The sequence below is a fragment of the Janthinobacterium sp. SUN206 genome, assembly GCF_030587305.1.
Lineage (GTDB): Bacteria > Pseudomonadota > Gammaproteobacteria > Burkholderiales > Burkholderiaceae_D > Janthinobacterium > Janthinobacterium kumbetense.
Genome location: NZ_JAPWIB010000002.1, coordinates 63065 through 81607, shown reverse-complemented (window position 1 = coordinate 81607; position 18543 = coordinate 63065). Strand labels below are relative to the sequence as shown.

Here is an 18543-nt window from a genome sequence, read left to right as displayed (position 1 = left end):
GGAACCAATCGAATCGCATCAGATAGATACCAAGTTTACAATTACAGTAGGGAAACACCAAGGAAATCATATGGACTTCGATATTGTCGCTTTATCCAGACTGCAGTTTGCGCTGACAGCCCTGTACCACTTTATATTCGTTCCGCTGACGATAGGCCTGTCAGTGATCCTCGCCATCATGGAGACGGTTTACGTGATGACGAACCGCCCCATCTGGCGCGACATGACCAAGTTCTGGGGTGTCTTGTTCGGCATCAACTTCGCCATGGGCGTGGCGACGGGCATCGTCATGGAATTCCAGTTCGGCATGAACTGGAGCTACTACAGCCATTACGTGGGCGACATTTTCGGCGCGCCGCTGGCCATCGAGGGCTTGATGGCCTTCTTCCTGGAAGCGACCTTCGTCGGCCTGTTCTTCTTCGGCTGGGACAAGCTGTCGAAGCGGGGCCACCTGGTCACGACCTGGCTGGTGGCCATCGGTTCGAACTTCTCGGCCCTGTGGATCCTGATCGCCAACGGCTGGATGCAAAATCCCGTCGGCGCGGCCTTCAATCCGCAGACCATGCGCATGGAAGTGACGGATTTCGGCGCAGTGCTGACGAATCCTGTTGCTCAGGCGAAATTCGTGCACACGGTGTCGGCCGGCTATACGGCCGCAGCCGTGTTCGTGCTGGGTATTTCCGCCTGGTATCTGCTGAAGGGCCGCCACGTGCAGCTGGCCAAGCGCTCGATGACGGTCGCCGCCTCGTTCGGCCTGGCTGCCTCGCTGTCGGTGGTGGTACTGGGTGATGAAAGCGGCTACCTGTCGTCGGAACACCAAAAGATGAAGCTGGCCGCGATCGAGGCCATGTGGACCACGGAGCCGGCCCCGGCCGCCTTCACGGCCTTCGGCTTCCCCGACGCGAAAGCGCGCGAGACGCATTACGCCGTGCACATCCCGATGGTGATGGGCTTGATCGGCACGCGTTCGCTGACGACGGAAATCCCCGGCATCGAGCAATTGGTCGACCGCGGCGAACTGCTGATCAAGGATGGCATCAAGGCGTATGACGCGCTGCAAACCATCCGCAGCGTGGCGCCGGGCAGCCCCGTGCCGCAGGATGCGAAGGACATGTTCGAGTCGAAAGGCCAGTCCATGGGTTATGCCTTGCTGCTGAAACGCTATGTCGACGACCCGCGCCAGGCCACGCCCGAGCAAATTCGCAAGGCCGCGCTCGATACCGTGCCGCCCGTGGCGCCCCTGTTCTGGTCCTTCCGCGTGATGGTGGGCCTGGGCATGTTCTTTATCTTGTTGACCGGCACGTTCTTCCTGCTGTCGACGCGCCGCACCCTGGACAAGCACCGCTGGCTGCTGAAGCTGGCCGTATTCGCCATCCCGCTGCCGTGGGTGGCCATTGAAGCGGGCTGGATCGTGGCCGAAGTGGGCCGCCAGCCATGGGTGATCGAAGGCGTGCTGCCGACGGCCGTGGCCGTCTCGAACCTGGGCGCTTCGACCCTCCTGATCACGATTGCCGGCTTTGCCGCCATCTACACCGTGCTGTTGATGATTGAAATGAAGCTCATGCTCAAGGCCATCCGCAAGGGGCCGGAAGAGAAGGCGCCGGCCCCCGTGCCAGCCCCCGCAGCCATTCATACTCAACGCGCCTAAGGAGGGCCAGACCATGATTTTGCATGAAATGATTTCTTACGAAACACTGCGCCTGATCTGGTGGCTGCTGATCGGCATCTTGCTGGTGGGCTTTGCCATCACGGACGGCTTCGACCTGGGCACGGGCATCCTGCTGCCCTTCGTCGGCAAGACGGACCTCGAGCGCAGGGTCGTCATCAACAGTATCGGTCCCGTGTGGGAAGGCAACCAGGTGTGGCTGATCCTTGGCGGCGGCGCCATCTTTGCCGCCTGGCCGCAGCTGTACGCCGTGTCGTTTTCGGGCTTTTACCTGGCCATGTTCGTCATCCTCGTGGCGCTGATCGTGCGCCCCGTGGCCTTCAAGTTCCGCAGCAAGCGCGAAGACCCGCGCTGGCGCGCCCGCTGGGATGCGGCCCTGTTCGTGGGCGGCTTCGTGCCGGCCCTGATTTGCGGCGTGGCCATCGGCAACGTGCTGCAAGGCGTGCCGTTCCGTTTCTCGCCAGACATGCACATCTTCTATGACGGCAGCTTCTTTGCGCTGCTTAACCCGTTTGCGCTGCTGTGCGGCCTCGTCTCGGTGGCCATGCTGGTGATGCACGGCGCCACCTGGCTGCAGCTGAAAACGGACGGTGCCGTGGCCGAACGGGCGCGCCGCTACGGCAGCGTGGCGGCGCTTGCCACCGTCGTGCTGTATGCGCTGGCCGGCGTGGCCCTGTGGCTGTGGGTCGATGGCTACCGCATCAGCAGCACGGTGGTGGTCGACGGTCCGTCGAACCCGATGCTGAAAACGGCGGAAGTGCACGTGGGCGCCTGGTTCCTCAACTTTGCCGCCCATCCCTGGACCTGGATCGCCCCTGCGCTGGGCCTGCTTTGCCCGCTGCTGGCCTTTGCCTTCCAGCGCGCGCGCCGCGAAGTGCCCGCCTTGCTGGCCAGCGCGGCTGGAATCGCCGGCATCATCCTCGGCGTGGGCGCGGCCATGTTCCCGTTCATCCTGCCATCGTCGATCGACCCGCGCGCCAGCCTGACGGTGTGGGATTCCTCGTCCAGCCACATGACCCTGTTCATCATGCTGGTCGTCACGGCCGTCTTCATTCCCCTCATCGTGGCGTACACGACGTGGGTGTATAAAGTGCTGTGGGGCAAGGTTGATGCAAAAGCAATCAAGGACGACAGCGGTCACGCCTACTAAGAATCAACGAAAGGATATAACTATGTGGTATTTCGCCTGGATACTGGGTCTTCCGCTGGCGGCGACCTTCGCCGTGCTCAATGCGATGTGGTATGAAGTCGCCGATGGCGACACGACGCCCGAGCAGTACCGCGACACGTCCGATTAAGTCCGTGCCGGTTTGACTGGCCCCGCCCCGCGCGCATGCACCGGGCGGGGCTTTTGTTTTGGATCAAAGCAGGATGAATTCGCCGCGGATGCGCAGCTTCATGCCGCGCGGCGCGTCGGCGCCCGCCGCCACGGCCCAGGCCGTGATCCATTGCGCGCAGCGTTCGCGCTCGGCCGCATCGTGCAAGCGTTGCAAGCGCGCATCGGCCCGGTCGATGCGCTGGGCCAGGTACAGGCGCTGGTCCAGGGGATCCGTCTTTTTGCTGTAATGCTGCATGGCGTTTCCTTTCCGCGTAGTAACTTCGTTCGGTCGTGGCATAGCCATCTACGCGGGGGCGGGGCGTCCGGATTCAGTTCAGGCAAAAAAAAGCCACCGCAACGGTGGCTGGCGGGGCGTGCCGTCAGGACGGCGTCTTGCCGGCTGGTTTTGGCGTGGCAATGGCGATCGGGTCGCTGGCCGGGAAGCTTTCCTTCAGCGCTTCATCGAGCGCTTCCTCGGCATGGCTTTCGCTGGCCGGCGTGGGCGAATCGCGTTCCGGTGGCGGGGCAGGTGCGGTGGCGGCGTTGGTGCTCGAATGCATGGTGATCCCCTCGCGGTGGTGCGCCAGGCGGCCGGAATGGGCATGGCGCGTGCTGATGCTTTCAGCCTAGCACATCGCGCAGCGTCCCGCTGCGCCTGCCGAAGGGGATGATGGCGAGGTCTGCTACACTGCGCTCCACTTTTATCGATGGAACCGCCATGACTGCCATATCCCTGCCATACCGCGCCACCGCCCTTGACGCCTGTGCCTGGCTGGCTGAACAGACGGGCACGCCGTGGACCCTGGCGCGCTTGCTGGAGCAGGGCGGCTTGCCCTACGTCTGGCTCGATTACAGCGACGCATGGGCCGAGCTGTTCCATGACGGCGTGACGCGCTATGCGGCGCCCGTCGTGTTTATCGGGGACAAGCAGCACCTGGCCTCGGGCGCGGACGACGTGTGGCTGCGTTTTACGCGCGACTCGGGCAATATCGCCATCGAACTGAAGGCGCCGGGATTGCGCGCGCCGCTGGACGGCTTGCACTTCCAGGAGCGCGATCTGTTGCGTTTGCTCAAGGAGTTGCAGCATCCGCAGCCGGATGTCGCGGAGGCGGACAAGGGCCCCGTGGTCTTGCCCAGCGCCTTGAAGGGCCTGGCCCGCGAGCAGATTTTGATCGCCTTTGCCGGCGTGGGCAAGGTCGACCTGGACAAGGGGCTGGCCAGCGGCGTGGGCATCTTCGGCGACGATGGCGCGCGCGTGCGCAAGAATTCGCGCGGCGGCAAGAACAGCCATCTGTGGCATCCGGTGACGTTGGCGTTCGGCTTGCACGACGTGCACCGCGTGCCGATGGCGCACCTGAAGAAGGCGTTCGCCACGCAACCGTTGCTGCGCGAATGGAAGGCGGACTGGCTGGAATCGCTGCGCCTGCTGGGCGAGTAAGCAGATGCCTGCCGCGCGTCGTTCATCGCGCCTTGCGCTCGGCACACGGCATCCTGTACGACGGCATCAGGCTGTCCGCGTTTATTCGCTTTCCTCGATCCTGCCGCCGCATTGCGTATAGCAGCTTCGGTAATCCGCCTCGCATTGCCACGTTGCAGAGTTGTTTGAGGAGCAATATTGGCGTTTCTTCGAGCACAGTTCCCGGTCCGCATCTGTTTTCGCCACGGCCAGGCAGAGGGAAACGGTACTGACGTTGCGCATCTCGCAAGCTTGCGCCTGGGCCGCGGCAACTTGTTCCTTGCCGGCTATGCATATTTGCCGATTGGTCCCGCAACTCGTCACGCATTGACGCCCCGCATCGGAGTCCGGGGGAATAAAGCGATAGCTTGTGCAGCCCGCCAAGGTGATGGCGAAACAAATCGCGGCGGCAAGGCGGAACAGGAAGGAATTGTGGAATTGCAAGGTGCGCATGGTCGAAAAGGGCTTTCCCGTGTAAATGAATTGGCTTGAATATCGTGAATATTGATATTCTGACAGGCGATCATTTCAAGAACAACGGGCTGCAATAATTGTTACATCTTGGCGGTAGGCAGTTTTACAGTTCGATGGGCGCCACCTCGGTGCCGATATCGGGCGCCGCGTAATGCATGCTGAAATACACGAAGGCGCCGATATTGAGGGCGACCGTGATCCAGAACAGGATGCGGAACGAGCGCTTGCTGGACTTGTGGCGCAGCCATTGCTGGGCCAGCACGGCGCCCGGCCAGCCGCACAGCAGCCCCAGCAGCAGCAGGGTGCGTTCCGAGGTGCGCCAGCGGCCCCCTTTGGCGGCCGATTTGTCGATCGCATAGGCAACGAAACAGCTCAGGCTCAGCACGCCATACACGAGGGCGACCAGGGCGGGGATGTGGAAAAAGAACGTGGCCAGCAAATACAGAAGGACAAAAAACAGGATGACAAGGTAGGGCATATGGTGTGTTTGCTTGAACGGAGGGCGTGAGTATCCCACAAGGGGAGCGATGCCGCGCCTAAAACAAACAGCCTTGCGCCGTATCGATGGGCACGGCGCGGCGGCGGGCGTGGCCCGTTTTCAGCGCTTCGCGGTCGCTGGACAGGGCGATGCCTTCCAGCGCCAGCAGGGTTTCCTTGGCATGCAGGCCGCCGGCAAAGCCCGTCAACTCGCCCGTGGCGCCGATGACCCTGTGGCAGGGGGCGATGATGGAAATAGGATTCTTGCCGTTGGCGGCGCCCACGGCGCGCACGGCGGCGGGACGGCCGATCTGGCGCGCGATCTCGCCATAGCTGCGCGTCTGGCCATACGGTATCGTCAGCAGTGCGCGCCACACTTCCTGCTGGAAAGGCGTGCCGGCGAAATCGAGCGGCACGTCAAAACACTGGCGCGTGCCGGCGAAATATTCCACCAGCTGGCGCGCCGTTTCCTGCAGCACGGCGCAACCGTCATCGACGCGCATCGCGCCCAGGCGCACGCGGTTGGGCTTGTCGTTTTCCCACAGGATGGCGGCCAGGGCCGTCCCGCGCGCCACCAGCGTCAGCTCGCCCACGGGCGAGGGCACCACGATGCAATCGTATTCCATGTTGGTTCCTTGATCAGAGAGCGCCAGTGTAGCAGGATGGCGGCAGGCCGCGTATCGCGTGTAGGATAGTGCTTTTCGGCAAGGAGCACTGGCTGTGACAGACATTTCCACCTATGACGCTATCCGCGCGATCGCCTTGCGGCTGGTGCGTGAACGCTATCCCACGGCCGTGGCGGCCATCATCGGCGGTTCGTTCGCCACGGGCCGGCAGACGCCCACTTCCGACATCGACTTGCTGCTGCTGTTCGACCACGTCGATTGCGCCTGGCGCGACACGCTCGTGGCCGAAGGGCGCACGGTGGAACTGTTCGCGCACGACATGGCCACGTTCACGTATTTTTGCAAGGAAATCGATGCGCCGGGCGGCAAGGCGCCGCTGGTGATGATGGTGGTGGAAGGGGAAAACATTCTCGCGCCCGGAGCGCAGCACGCGCAGCTGCTGGCGTTGGCGCAAGCCATCGCCGCAGCCGGGCCGCCCATGCTCGACGTGGAAAGCCTGCAGCGGCGCCGCTACGCCATCACCACGGCGCTGGAAGACCTGGTCGACAGCGCGCACCCGGGCGAGGCGCTGGCCGTGGCTTGCCAGCTGTACGAAGCGCTGGCCGACCTGCACTTGCGCGCGGCGGGCGTATGGAGCGGCGGCGGCAAGCATCTGTTCCGCCGCCTGCAGGCGTTCGACGCCGCCGTCGCCGGGCAGCTGGACGGCGCGCTGCGCCTGGTCGCCAGCGACTTGCCGGCCGGCCAGCATGCGTTCGGGCAGGTGGCCGCCGCCGTGCTGGCGCCCGTGGGCGGTCCCTTGCTCGAAGGCTTCACTTTGCCCGCGCCCGCGCACTGGCGCAGCGCGCCGGCAGCCTGAGGCACTGCACCCCGCTTAAAACGCCGTGCGCACGGCCAGGCTGACGTTGCGCGGTTCGCCCCAGAACACGCCGTCGAAGAAGCCCACGTTGCGGTAGTACTTTTTGTCGAGCAAGTTATTCACGTTCAGCTGCACGCTGGCATGGCGGTTGATGGCATAGCTGGCCATGGCGTTGACCAGCGCATAACCGGCTTGCGGGATGTTCGTCATCTCGCTTGGCGGCGGACGGCCGTACCACGATTCGCTGTAGGTGGCGCTTTGCGCCGTCAGGCTGGCGCCCGCTTTCAGCCCTGCCAGGCGGCCGTCGAAGCGGTAGCTGGTGGCCAGGCGCAGCAAATGGCGCGGCTGCGTGGTGGCGGCGCGGCGGCCATCGGCCTCGGCCGCGTGCAGATAGGTATAGCCGCCGCTCGCTTCCCAGGCGGGCGTTAACTGGCCGGAAACGTCGAATTCGACGCCCTTGGCCGTCACGCCGGCGCCGTTGGCCACCATGGCCTGGCCGCCGTCGGGCAGCAAAAAGCCGGGCGGCACGGAACGGTCGAGTTCCGCCAGGTTCTTTTTCTTCGTGTGGAACAGGGCGGCCGACGCATTCAGCTTGCCTTCATAGAATTCCCCCTTGACGCCCAGTTCCGCATTGTCGCCCGTTTCCGGCGCCAGGAACTGGTTGTTGCGGTCCTTGCTCGTTTGCGGGTTGAACAGCTGCGTGAAGCTGGCGTAGGCGGAATATTGCTTGTTGATATCGAACACGGCGCCCACGTACGGCGTGACTTCATTGCGCGTTTCCACGAAGTCGCTGCTGCCCGTGTACACGCCTTGCGTGTTGTAGCTGCGCGTGTCCGTGCGATAGGTGCTGCTGCGCGCGCCGATGATCACGTGCAGCGGGTCGGCCAGGCTCAAACGCGTGGCCACATAGCCGCCCGCCAGGCGCATGACGCTTTCCGTGTGCGAGCCATCCGGGGTGAACACGGGGCGGGGGACGTTGCCCGTCCAGCTGCGGTAATCGGGGATGAATTTCGAGTAATCGATTTTTTCCTTGCCGCCGATGGAGCGATCCTGGCTGTTGTCGCCATTCCAGCCGATGATGGCCGTGTGCTTGCGTCCCAGCAAGGTAAACGGCCCGCTGGCGTAGACATCGAAATTGTCGCTGTAATTTTTGCCCGCGCCCCAGGCGCCCGTCCACAGTTCCATGCCTTTGCCCGTGGCGGGATCGGGATAACCTTTGCCCGCATACAGCACGGTGGTGCGGTTCGTGCTTTCCGTGCGCGCATAGCCGAGGTGCAGATTCCAGTTGCCCGGCAGGCGCTGGTCCACCGAGGTAAACACCGTGTGCTGTTTTTTGGCCCAGGTGCTCCATGGAGCCGTCCAGCTGGTGTTGCGCGGCAAATTGGCCAGGCTGCCGTCCGCGTTCCAGTAGGGCACGGCGCCCCAGGTGGCGCCCGTGGGCTCGTTGTCCTGGAAGTCGACGCCGGCCGTGAGCAGGGTGCCGGGACGCAGGTCCGCCTCGACGATGAGCATGCCGACCGTCTTGCGTTCGTGATACATGTCCAGGTAGGAATCGCGTTTTTGCCAGGCCAGGGCCGTGCGCGCACGCACGCTGCCCTGCGCGTTCAGCGGCGTGGACAGGTCGGCCTCGACGCGCTGGTCATCCCAGCGGCCCATGATGAGGCCGGCGCTGGCCTGGAATTCCTTCGTCGGGCGCTTGCGTATCATGTTGATGGTGGCCGACGGGTCGCCCTTGCCGCCCATCAAGCCGGTGGCGCCGCGCACGACCTCGATGCGGTCGTACAAAATCGTGTCTTGCAGCGGCGCTTGGCCGCCGCGCGCCATGCCGTCGATCTGGATATTGTTGATGCCGAAGCCGCGCGCATAAAAGGTCGTGCGCTCCGTGTCATTCTGGCCAACCTGGATGCCCGTCGTCTGCGCCAGCGCCTGGTCCAGCCGCACGGCGCCCAGGTCGTCGAGCAGTTGGCGCGTGATGACGCTGACCGATTGCGGCGTTTCGCGCAGGGACAGGTCCATGCGCGTGGCGCTGCGCGCTTCGCCTGTCGTGTACGACTGCGTGCCTTCCGTGCCGGCCATCGACTGGCCCAGCACGGTGACGGCCGGCATGGTGACGTCGGCCGCGGCGGCGTCGGCGGCCTGGGCCGGCAAGACGGTGCCGGCGGCTAGGCTCAGCAGGGCGACATGTAACAGGCGGGGGAGGGGGCGCAAGGCGGGCTGGCGCGAAGGAGGGAAGACTGTCGTCGATTGCATCATTTTCCTGGCATATTGTAGTTGTGTGTTGTCCTATCTCGTCTGGCGAGGTGCGCAGTAGCTGGGGGATGGCGTGACGCTGGCCCGTGGTCTGGCTTGGATAGCAGTTCCACCGCAAGGCCCGGCGCGTGCGGGCAGTGGAAAAGAAGGGCGCGCGATTCCCTTTACTTGTGTGAATAAGAATCATTATCAATATAAGTGGTATTTGTTAAATAATCAAGCGTGCGCACCAAAAGAGTGCGGATAGGCCAAGGACCGCGCATGCGCTGGCCTTCTGCGATAATGCAGGCGCTGATAAAATATTTTCCTCATTGAAAGAAATGCATGCGTACATGGATCGCTTGTGCCGGATGGTTGTGTGTCGTGTCGCTGGGCCAGGCCCAGGAGCACGCGCCGCCGGCTATCCCCGCGCCGCTGCAGAGCGCCAGCGTGCCGCCCGCCGCCGTCGCGCCACCGCCGCTCGTGCCGCCACTCCCTGCGCCAGCCACGCCCGTGGCGCCAGCGGCGCCGGCGGGCGCGGAGGAAACCTTGCCATCGCAAACGGTGACGGTCACCGCCAGCAGCGACGCCAAGGCGCCGCGCGTGCGCTTCACGGCTTACCGCGACAGTTATCTGACGGCCAGGAAAGTGTGGCAAGTGTCGAGCGGCAGCGTGGTCATGGCCCTGCGTCTGATTCCGGCCAAGCTGAGCGCCACCATCGACGACGTGCGCGTGGCCTTGCAAGGCAATGGCGCGCCCATGCCGATCAAGGTGTCCGACGGCGGCGTGTTCGTCGTGCCGCTCAACGAAGATATCGCCGCGCAGGACGGTACTTTCCTGGTGAATAAGAACAGGGGCGAGTTGACGGCGAATATCGTGCTTCAGCCGTCCGTGGCGCGCGATGCCTGGAACGTCAAGCGCGTGGGGCAGGTCTTGCAGGACGCCCGGCGCGCCGTGCGGGCCATCACGCCGTGGTACAAGCGGCCGTTCGCCAGCGACGTGCAATCGCTGGCGTTTTGCGCTGCCGAGCGGGGCAGCGCGCTGCAACTGGTCGAAGGCGAGCAGCTGATCGCTACCCTGCCCATGAACGAGGCCGCCGTCAACGACATCAACCAGCCCGTGTTTTGCAAGATTTTCGATGGCGAAGACAAATACCCGGGACACTACCGCGTCGTCTTGCCCGAGCAAGCCACGGTGCTGCTGCTGTAGAAGCTAGCTAGGCTGGCGCTGCACCATTTCCAGCGCCGCCGCCAGGGCCAGGTCCATCGTGGCCTGGTGAAAGATCAGCCATTGCGGCAACAGCGACAGCGCGTGGCGCCCCTGTTCCAGGTCGCCTTCATCGACGGCGGCCCAGGCATGGTGCAGGCCGCTGAGCACGCGCGCATGCTGTTCGCGGTGGTTGGCCAGCGAGGGAAAGGCGATCTGCTCCATCAAATCCTCTTCCTCGCGGAAATCGCGTTCGACAGCCGCGATCAGCTCGCGAAACGCCATGCTGAAATGCTGGTCGCCCAACTGCTGCAGCCGCGCCAGTTCCTGAAACAGCGCCTCATGCGCCTCGTCGATGACGGGAACGCCCAGCGCCATCTCATCCTTCCAATCCGATTTACCCATGCTGATGCTCCAGGTTAAGTCCGTCACGGTGCGAAGCGGACTGTTCCAGTTTGGGCGCAGCAAAGGTGGAAATCCATGATCTGGATCAAAAGTACGGCGAAGAGGGGGAGCAAATCAAGGCAAAAATAAATGGGAGGAGAGAACAAATCCCCATCCGCAAAACAAAGCGGTTTTAACGATGCAATCCACTACCGAGCGCCGCTGAAAAACGCCGCTGGCAAGGCGCCGCGCCGAAGGCAGTACGAATGTACGACGAGGCACGGCAACGCAGTCAGCGGTGTTTTCTCAGCCGCGCGTCTTATTGCTTAGGCCAGTGGGCCCACATGCCTTGCGCATCGACATTCGGCACCTGCAACTGCTGCCCGGCGGACGTCTGCATCGCGTCGCGCAGCACGAGGGGTACGAGCAGCAAGGCCGACAGGGCAAGGCAAGCCAGCACTTTGAGCGTCAACATGGTCGTCTCCCGGTGTCCCGGCGGCGGCGCGGGGATGCGGCGCCTGCCGGTCACTTCCTTATGTACTACCATGCTTGCAGTTTAGTTCATCTGATTGAAACTTCAATTTATTGCTGTGATGCACCGCACCAGTTCGCCCGTTGCCAGGGGCTTATTTCGCCTTGCGGCTGCGCCGCGGCTTGCCTGTTGGCGGCAGGAAGGAATCGAACCACACTTGCGTTAATTGCCGCGTATTTTTCGCCGCTTCGCGCTTGACGGCGGCCGTCGCATGGCCGCGCGCCGTGTTGGCGATGCGGTTGGCGGCGCTCAGGTACATGCTCATCCAGGGGTTTTTCATGGGAAGCCTCGCAGACAGTGGGTGGGGCGGCGCGGGTTTATCGCCCGGCCGCCATGCCCCCACTGTAGTCCGATGGCTGGCGCCGACCGTGCGCCGGCCCACATAGCCGGGCGGCGTCGGCGATGGCTTGAGCCAGGTCAATACACGTCGCGGCGGTAGCGTCCGGCCGCCAGCAGGGCGTCGAGTCCTTCCTGGCCCAGCATTTCTTGCAGTACAGCATCGATTCCTGCCGCCATGCCTTGCAGGCTGCCGCACACGTAGACGATGGCCCCTTGCGCCAGCCAGTCGCGCAGCGTCCCGGCGTTGGCGCGCAGGCGGTCTTGCACGTATTCACGCTTGCCGGCATCGGCGCCATCGCGCGAAAAGACGCGGTCCAGACGTGCCAGGTGGCCAGCGTCCAGCCAGCCTTGCAACTCTGCGCCGCAGATACTGTCAAAAGCTTGCTGGCGTTCGCCGAACAGCAGCCAGTTGCGGGCCAGTCCCGCCCGCTGGCGCGCGCGCAAGTGCGAGCGCAGGCCGGCCAGGCCGGAACCGTTGCCGATATAAATGCAGGGCACGTCGACCAGGGCAGGGGCGAAGGCCGGATTGGCTTGCAGGCGCAGGCGGACGGCGGCGTCCAGCGGGGCGAAGCGCGTCAGCCAGCCGGAGCCGAGGCCATGGCCTTGATTCTCCTCGCCCGCATGGCGTTCCTGGCGCACCAGCAACTGCAGTTCGCCATCGGACGGCAGCGAGGCGATCGAGTAGCTGCGCGGCGCGTGATGGGCATTGCTGGCATCGCCATCGCTGCCGTCCGCATTGCAGGGAATGATTTCCGCCAGCGCGCCCGCTTCCCAGCTGGCGCCGGCCGGGCCCGTCAAGGTGATTTCATGCAGTTCGCCGCCCTGGCTGCCAGGGTTGAGCAGCACGCGGCGCGCCAGGCGCCACTCGGCATATGACGCTTCTTCCTGCACGCCGATGGCGTCGATGGCGCTGCCGCTGCGGCGGGCCAGCGCTGTGGACCAGTCGGCCAGGGCGGCGGGGTCGTGCTTGTCCACTTCGATCAGGGGGAACAGGGGCGTGGCGCCCAGCGTTTGCAATTGTTGCGCCAGCGCATGGCCAAAGCCGCAGAAGGCGCTGTAATGGCGGTCGCCCAGGGCCAGCATGCCGAAATCCAGGCCCGCCAGCGGCGTGCCGGAGGTGGCTTGCAGCAGGCGCGCGAAGCGGCGCGTGCCGTCCGGCGCCTCGCCTTCGCCAAAGGTGCTGGCGACGATCAGGGCCCGTTCGTACTGGCGCAATTGCGCGGGATCGAACTGGTCCAGCGATTGCACGTCGACGGCCACGCCCGCCTGCTGCAGGGCGCGCGCGCTTTCCAGCGCCAGGCGCTCGGCCTGGCCCGACTGGCTGGCGTAGGCCACCAGGGTGGGCAAGCCCGTGTTCGCCTGGCCCGGCGCGCCGGCGCCCAGCATGGCGCGCTGCGCCTGCACGGCGCGTTTCGCCTTGCGGCGGCCCAGGTACAGCATCCAGCCCGTGATGGCGAACAGGGGCAGGCCCAGGCTGGCCAGGGTGACGATGATGCGGCCCGGCAAACCAAAATACGTGCCCATGTGCAGCGGATAAATAATGTTGACGAGGCGCGCACCCAGCGCCTGCTGGCTGTACGGTTCGTTTTCCGTTACCGCGCCGTCGGCCGCTGCAATGCTCATGCGGCTGCGCGCCCGCTCGTGCGGCGCGTCGCTGGCCAGCCACGTGAATTGCACGGCTTCGCCGGCGCGTGTCGGCAGGCGTACGCTGGCCAGTGTCCAGCCGGCCGCGTGCTGCTGGAAGCTGCTCCAGGCCAGGCTGATGTCGACGGCCGGCGCTTCTTTCTTTTCCCTGGACTGGCCTTGCTTGCCGGGCGCCTGCGCCACCCTTGGCGGCTTGCCGGCCCAGGCGTCGATATTGTCGCGCACCACGTCATAGCTCCAGTAAATGCCCGTCAGGGTCAGCGCCACGTAGGCCACCAGGCACCAGGTGCCGGCCACGGCGTGCAGGTTCCACAGGAAGGAGCGGCCCTTCAGGGCAGGGTCGAAGGTCAGCCAGGTGCGCCAGTCCAGCGGACGGCGGGGCCAGCGCAGATACAGGCCGGACAGGGCCAGTCCCAGCAGGCACAGGGCCAGCGCGCCCGCCACTTGCCGGCCCGGATCGCGGGGCAGCAGCAGCCAGCGGTGCAGCGATTCCGTCCACTCGAAAAAGCCCGCGCCCGCCAGCGCCGGCTGGGTCGCGCCCGTGTAGGGGTGGACATAAATGGACTCGCCGCGCCGCTGGCCATTCTTCGGCGCGAAGAAGACGCGTGGCGCCGCGCCCGCTTCGGCATACATGGTGATGGAAGCGACGCGCTGGCCGTGTTCGGCAGCGGCAATGTTGCTCAGCTGGCCAGGCGTCAGCGGCGCGCGCGTTTCCACGGCCACATGGCGCACGCCGGGATTCATGACATCGAGCAATTCATCCTTGAATGCCAGGGTGGCGCCGCTCAGGCCGATGATCACCAGCACCGTGCCGGCCGTGATGCCGATAAACCAGTGCAATTGAAACCACACCTGTTTCCAGCTCCAGTGCCAGCGCCGTTGCGGCGGGTTGGCGGCAGGCTGGCGTTGCTGTTGGCGGGTCTCCGGCGCCTCGTCGGCGCTGGCGCGCAACTGGGGTTGTGGAAGGGAGGAGGTCGTCATGGCGGCTTTCGATGGCGCCGCCATGCAGAGGCGTCAGGCATGGCGGGGAAGAAGGAAGGCTGACATTTTAACGCAAACGAGAATCATTCGCAAATGATGGCGCACTGGCACTGTTGCGCAAAATGTCCGCGCCAGGCCGGGATGATGCTTTTGATAATTTACATCGTCGTGAAATTGTGTGAAAATGAAAATCATTCTCATTCGTGATGCAGTGCTGACCCACTTGACCGGCAAGTATGGCAGCCCCTTTGTTTGTTTGCCCGTGTCCACCATTTCTCCCTCCCTCGATACCTTTAGCGACCTGTACGCCAGCCACCATGGCTGGCTGTATAACTGGCTGTGGCGCAAGCTCGGTTGCCGCGACGGTGCGGCCGACCTGGCGCAGGACACCTTCGTGCGCATGCTGGCGACGCAATCGGCGGACAGCCTGCGCGAACCGCGCGCCTACCTGAGCACGGTGGCCAATGGCTTGCTGGTCAACCACTGGCGCCGCCTGACCCTGGAACGCACGTTCCTGGCGGCCCTGGCTAGCCATCCCGAAATGACGGCGCCGTCGCCGGAAGAGCGGGCCCTCGTGGTCGAAGCCCTGTGCCGCATCGACGCCATGCTCGATACCCTGTCGCCGCGCGCGCGCCAGGCTTTCCTGCTGGCGCAGCTGGACGGCCTGACGTATGCGCAGATCGCCGGCCAGCTGGACGTATCCGAACGCATGGTGAAAAAATACATGGCGCAAGCCATGCTGCAATGCATGCTGTGCATGGATGATGCCGCCTAAGCCAGGCGCCGCCATGCCGCCGGCCGACTACGCCATCCTGCAGGAAGCGGCCGAATGGTTCGCCGTGCTGCGCGGGGACGATGCCGGCCCTGCCGACCAGCAAGCCTGGGAGCGCTGGCATGCCAGTTCGCCCGCCCACCGCGCCGCCTGGCGCAGGGTGGAAGCCGTCAGCGCCGAATTTCGCCAGGTGCCGGCGGAACCGGCGCGCCAGGCGCTCGACGCCGCAGGCCCGCGCCAGAGCGACGCCGCGCGCCGCAGCCTGGTCAAGGGCTTGCTGGCGCTGTGCCTGACGGCCGGCACGGGTGGCGCCGCGCTGCTGCGGCGCGATACGCGCAGCTGGGTTGCCAGCCTGCATGCGGGCGAAAAAACGCCGGTCGGCACCATCCGCCAGCTGGCGCTGGCCGACGGTTCGCAACTGTGGCTGAACACGGCAACGTCCCTCGACATCGATTACAGCGACACGCTGCGCCGCATCGCCCTGCATGGCGGCGAAATCTATCTCGCCTCCGCGCGCGACAGCCGCCAGCCGGCGCGCCCGCTCGTGGTCGACACCGTGCACGGCCGCCTGCGCGCGCTGGGCACGCGTTTCAGCGTGCAGCCGCAGGGCGATGCCACCTTGCTGGCCGTCTACGAGGGCAGCGTCGAGGTGGCGCCCCGCGATGGCGGCGTGCAGCGCATCGTGCCGGCCGGCCAGCAAGTGCGCTTCGGCGACGGTTTCATCGGCGAGCCATACGCCGCCGATCCGAACGGGGCCGCATGGATCGAGTACCGCCTGCAGCCGGAACAGATGCGGCTCGATGATTTCCTCGCGCAACTGTCGCGCTACCGGCGCGGCCATCTGGGCTGCGCGCCCGAAGTGGCCCACCTGCGCCTGGTGGGCAGCTACCCGCTGGCCGATACGGACCGCATCCTGGCGGCGCTGGAAGCGACCTTGCCCGTGAAAATACATCGCCTGCATGACTGGTGGGTGACGGTGGAAGCCCAGCTGCCGCAGTCAAAATAGTAAATGAGAATATTTCTCAAAAAGTAGTTCCCTTTTTGAAAAGTTGTTTGGCAAGGTAGAAGTAAGCTGCTCAACATCAATAAGGAATGCCGTGCCGCCGTACCCTGTCTCCCTGCCGTTTGCCCGCCGTCTGCTGCCGCTGTCCCTGGCCGCGGCGTTGCTGGCCGTGCCTGTCATGCATGCGATGGCAGCGGCGGCGGAAGAGACCGTGCACAGCTTCCGCATCGCCGCCGCGCCCCTGGGCCAGGCCCTGCGCCAGTTCGCGGGCCAGGCGGGAATCTTGCTGTCGGCCGAGGGCGGCTTGACGCAGGGCAAACGCAGCGCCGGCTTGAACGCCACCGTGGCCACGGGCCAGGGCTTGCAGCAATTGCTGGCAGGAACGGGCCTCGTGGCCGTGCAGTTGCCGGACGGAAGTTACATCGTGCGCCTGGCGCCCACGCCCCTGCGCGCGGACCTGGACGGGGAGGGCGCCGGCTTGCAAGTGCTGGCGCCCGTCACCGTGCAGGGCAGCGGCGACGATGGCTACCGCCGTACCAGCTCTTCCGCCGCCAGCCGCAACGACACGGCCCTGCATGACACGCCGCAGGCCGTCAGCGTGGTGAGCCGTGAATTGATACGCGACCAGGACATGCGCACCCTGGCCGACGCCATGCGCTACATGCCAGGCGTGGGCACGGCCGCAGGCGAGGGCAACCGCGATACGGCCGTGCTGCGCGGCAACAGCTCGACCTCGGATTTCTATCTGGACGGCATGCGCGACGACGTGCAGTACTACCGCGATTTCTACAATATCGAAGCGGTCGAGGCCATCAAGGGGCCGAACGCCCTGGTCTTCGGCCATGGCGGCGGCGGTGGCGTGATCAACCGGGCCACCAAGCAGCCGCAGTGGGTCGATGGCGGCGAAGCAACGCTGAGCCTGGGCGCCTGGCGCAACGGGCGCGCCGCCGTCGATCTGCAACAGGTCGTGAAAGGCGACGTGGCCGTGCGCGTCAACGCCATGGCGGAAAACAGCGGCTCGTTTCGCCAGGGCGTCAAGGTGCGCCGCAGCGCCGTCAACCCCGTCGTGGCATGGCGTTTGTCGCCGCGCACCACCGTGCAAGCCAGCTATGAACATTTTCGCGACGACCGCGTGACGGACCGGGGCGTGCCGTCGTACCGGGGCCGGCCGTTCGACACGGACCCGTCCACGTTTTTCGGCATCGCCGGCAGCAGCCCGTCGTGGGCTTACATCGACGCGCTGGGCGTGACCGTCGAGCATGCGTTCGCCGGCGGCGCGGTCTTGCGCAACCGCACGCGCCTGGCCGATTACGACAAGCTGTACCAGAATGCCTTTCCCGGCCCCGTCAGCGCGGATGGGGCCAGCGTGACGGTGCTGGCGTACAACAGCGCCACCTTGCGGCGCAACCTGTTCAACCAGACGGACGTGGAGTGGACGGTCAGCAGCGGCGCCGTGCGGCACCGCCTGACGGCGGGCGGGGAACTGGGCCGCCAGACGACGGACAATCTGCGCAACACCGGCTATTTCACGACCCTGGGCGAGGGCGTCACGCACATCAGCCTGCCCACTTCGCACCCCGTGACGGACTTGCCCGTGACCTTCCGTCCCAGCGCCACGGATGCCGACAACCACGGCGTGGCCGACACGGCTGCCCTGTACCTGCAGGACCAGGTCCGCTTCAGCCCGCAATGGCAGGCGATTGCCGGCCTGCGCTACGAGCGCTTCGCCGTCGATTTCGTCAACCGCCGCAATGGCGCGCGCATCGCCCGCACGGATGCGCCGTGGTCGCCGCGCGCAGCCCTGATCTATCAGCCCATGCCGGCGCTGTCGCTGTATGCCAGCGTCAGCCAATCGTTCTTGCCGCGCGCGGGCGAACAGCTGGCGTCATTGACGCCCAGTAACGCCGTGTTTGAACCTGAACGTTTTCGCAACGTGGAAGCGGGCGTGAAATGGGAAGCCACGCCGGACCTGTCGGCCAGCGCGGCCCTGTACCGTTTGACGCGCAGCAAGGTCGCCGTCACCGACCCGAATGACGCCACGCGGGCCATGCTGGTCGATGGCCAGCGCAGCGAGGGGCTGGAACTGGAAGTGAAGGGCAAGGTCCAACCCGGGTGGAGCATCGCGGGCGGCTATGCCTGGCAGCGGGCCGTGCTGACGGCCACGCAATCGGCCACGGCATTCGAGGGGGCCACGGTGGCCCATGTGCCCCGGCACAGCCTGTCGCTGTGGAACCGCTACGATTTTTCGCCTGCCTGGGGCGCGGCGCTGGGCATCATTGCCCGCAGCGCCGTGTATGCGTCCGTGTCGAATACGGTGGCGCTGCCGGGATTTGCCCGCGTCGACGGCGCCGTCTACTTCAAGCCGCAAGGAAATTTTCAGCTGCAGCTGAATGTGGAAAACCTGTTCAACAGAAAATATTTTGCCTCCGCCCACAGCAACGACAACATCGCGCCCGGCTCGCCCCGGGCGTTGCGCATGACGGCGCTGTGGCGGTTCTAGTTTTGTCGTACCCAAGCAATCAACGAGCCAGCCAGGCGCCACGGCGCAGTAGCCAGCCATAATTTAATCCATCCGATAGA

19 protein-coding genes are annotated in these 18543 nt (G+C 65.1%); 9 read left to right on the top strand and 10 right to left on the bottom strand.

The annotated features are described in order from the left end of the window. The first annotated feature begins 70 nt into the window (after nucleotides 1-70). Genes O3300_RS13200 through cydX form a run of 3 tightly spaced genes read left to right on the top strand, consistent with a single transcriptional unit; the run spans nucleotide 71 to nucleotide 2964 of the window. Nucleotides 71-1648 carry a cytochrome ubiquinol oxidase subunit I gene (locus O3300_RS13200; RefSeq protein ID WP_305053197.1) on the top strand — a complete coding sequence of 526 codons (1578 nt, stop codon included), beginning with the start codon at nucleotides 71-73 and terminating at the stop codon, nucleotides 1646-1648. Nucleotides 1649-1661: 13 nt separating this feature from the next. Next, nucleotides 1662-2816, top strand: a complete 1155-nt coding sequence (gene cydB, locus O3300_RS13195) for a cytochrome d ubiquinol oxidase subunit II (protein WP_305053196.1) — start codon at nucleotides 1662-1664, stop codon at nucleotides 2814-2816. A 22-nt stretch (nucleotides 2817-2838) separates the two neighbouring features. Beyond that, nucleotides 2839-2964, top strand: a complete 126-nt coding sequence (gene cydX, locus O3300_RS13190) for a cytochrome bd-I oxidase subunit CydX (RefSeq protein WP_077402854.1) — start codon at nucleotides 2839-2841, stop codon at nucleotides 2962-2964. 63 nt (nucleotides 2965-3027) lie between these two features. Here cydX and O3300_RS13185 read toward each other — a convergent pair whose 3' ends face one another. Further along, complete coding sequence (locus O3300_RS13185; RefSeq protein ID WP_099664484.1) at nucleotides 3028-3240, bottom strand: hypothetical protein; 213 nt, start codon at nucleotides 3238-3240, stop codon at nucleotides 3028-3030. A 124-nt stretch (nucleotides 3241-3364) separates the two neighbouring features. Continuing rightward, nucleotides 3365-3544, bottom strand: coding sequence for a hypothetical protein (locus O3300_RS13180; protein ID WP_251351231.1), 180 nt, complete (start codon nucleotides 3542-3544; stop codon nucleotides 3365-3367). 158 nt (nucleotides 3545-3702) lie between these two features. On the opposite strand from O3300_RS13180, the gene O3300_RS13175 reads away from it, so the two are divergent. Further along, entirely contained in the window at nucleotides 3703-4422 is a 720-nt protein-coding gene (locus tag O3300_RS13175) for a hypothetical protein (protein WP_305053195.1), read from the top strand. Nucleotides 4423-4503: 81 nt separating this feature from the next. Here the strand turns inward: O3300_RS13175 and O3300_RS13170 are convergent, their stop codons facing one another. The 3 genes from O3300_RS13170 to O3300_RS13160 form a co-directional block, all read right to left on the bottom strand. Next, a complete protein-coding gene (locus O3300_RS13170) occupies nucleotides 4504-4893 on the bottom strand; it encodes a hypothetical protein (protein WP_289905478.1) in 390 nt (129 codons plus the stop codon). 124 nt (nucleotides 4894-5017) lie between these two features. Then, a complete protein-coding gene (locus tag O3300_RS13165) occupies nucleotides 5018-5392 on the bottom strand; it encodes a DUF1294 domain-containing protein (protein WP_305053194.1) in 375 nt (124 codons plus the stop codon). A 58-nt stretch (nucleotides 5393-5450) separates the two neighbouring features. After that, on the bottom strand, nucleotides 5451-6017 hold the full coding sequence (locus tag O3300_RS13160; RefSeq protein WP_305053193.1) for a methylated-DNA--[protein]-cysteine S-methyltransferase: 567 nt from the start codon (nucleotides 6015-6017) through the stop codon (nucleotides 5451-5453). 94 nt (nucleotides 6018-6111) lie between these two features. On the opposite strand from O3300_RS13160, the gene O3300_RS13155 reads away from it, so the two are divergent. Beyond that, the gene (locus tag O3300_RS13155; protein WP_305053192.1) at nucleotides 6112-6873 is read left to right on the top strand and encodes a nucleotidyltransferase domain-containing protein; all 762 of its coding nucleotides are present in this window, start codon (nucleotides 6112-6114) and stop codon (nucleotides 6871-6873) included. A 15-nt stretch (nucleotides 6874-6888) separates the two neighbouring features. On the opposite strand, the gene O3300_RS13150 is transcribed toward O3300_RS13155, so the two are convergent. Beyond that, nucleotides 6889-9123, bottom strand: coding sequence for a TonB-dependent siderophore receptor (locus O3300_RS13150; RefSeq protein WP_305053191.1), 2235 nt, complete (start codon nucleotides 9121-9123; stop codon nucleotides 6889-6891). A gap of 324 nt (nucleotides 9124-9447) precedes the next feature. Between O3300_RS13150 and O3300_RS13145 the strand changes: the two genes are divergently transcribed. Next, nucleotides 9448-10311, top strand: coding sequence for a hypothetical protein (locus tag O3300_RS13145; protein ID WP_305053190.1), 864 nt, complete (start codon nucleotides 9448-9450; stop codon nucleotides 10309-10311). Between the two features lie 3 nt (nucleotides 10312-10314). Here O3300_RS13145 and O3300_RS13140 read toward each other — a convergent pair whose 3' ends face one another. The 4 genes from O3300_RS13140 to O3300_RS13125 all read right to left on the bottom strand — a co-directional run bounded on the left by O3300_RS13140 (nucleotide 10315) and on the right by O3300_RS13125 (nucleotide 14188). Continuing rightward, complete coding sequence (locus O3300_RS13140; RefSeq protein WP_305053189.1) at nucleotides 10315-10713, bottom strand: bacteriohemerythrin; 399 nt, start codon at nucleotides 10711-10713, stop codon at nucleotides 10315-10317. A 298-nt stretch (nucleotides 10714-11011) separates the two neighbouring features. After that, the gene (locus O3300_RS13135) at nucleotides 11012-11167 is read right to left on the bottom strand and encodes a hypothetical protein (protein WP_180278567.1); all 156 of its coding nucleotides are present in this window, start codon (nucleotides 11165-11167) and stop codon (nucleotides 11012-11014) included. A gap of 151 nt (nucleotides 11168-11318) precedes the next feature. After that, nucleotides 11319-11504 carry a hypothetical protein gene (locus O3300_RS13130; protein ID WP_099402374.1) on the bottom strand — a complete coding sequence of 62 codons (186 nt, stop codon included), beginning with the start codon at nucleotides 11502-11504 and terminating at the stop codon, nucleotides 11319-11321. A gap of 137 nt (nucleotides 11505-11641) precedes the next feature. Beyond that, nucleotides 11642-14188: a sulfite reductase flavoprotein subunit alpha gene (locus O3300_RS13125; protein WP_305053188.1), complete on the bottom strand. Its 2547-nt coding sequence runs from the start codon at nucleotides 14186-14188 to the stop codon at nucleotides 11642-11644. A 262-nt stretch (nucleotides 14189-14450) separates the two neighbouring features. On the opposite strand from O3300_RS13125, the gene O3300_RS13120 reads away from it, so the two are divergent. The 3 genes from O3300_RS13120 (at nucleotide 14451) to O3300_RS13110 (ending at nucleotide 18463) form a co-directional block, all read left to right on the top strand. Further along, a complete protein-coding gene (locus O3300_RS13120) occupies nucleotides 14451-14963 on the top strand; it encodes a sigma-70 family RNA polymerase sigma factor (RefSeq protein WP_369812298.1) in 513 nt (170 codons plus the stop codon). Further along, entirely contained in the window at nucleotides 14950-15966 is a 1017-nt protein-coding gene (locus O3300_RS13115) for a FecR domain-containing protein (RefSeq protein WP_305053187.1), read from the top strand. The genes O3300_RS13120 and O3300_RS13115 overlap by 14 nt, the downstream gene beginning before the upstream one ends. A 91-nt stretch (nucleotides 15967-16057) precedes the next feature. Continuing rightward, entirely contained in the window at nucleotides 16058-18463 is a 2406-nt protein-coding gene (locus O3300_RS13110; RefSeq protein ID WP_305053186.1) for a TonB-dependent siderophore receptor, read from the top strand. Nucleotides 18464-18543: the final 80 nt, after the last annotated feature.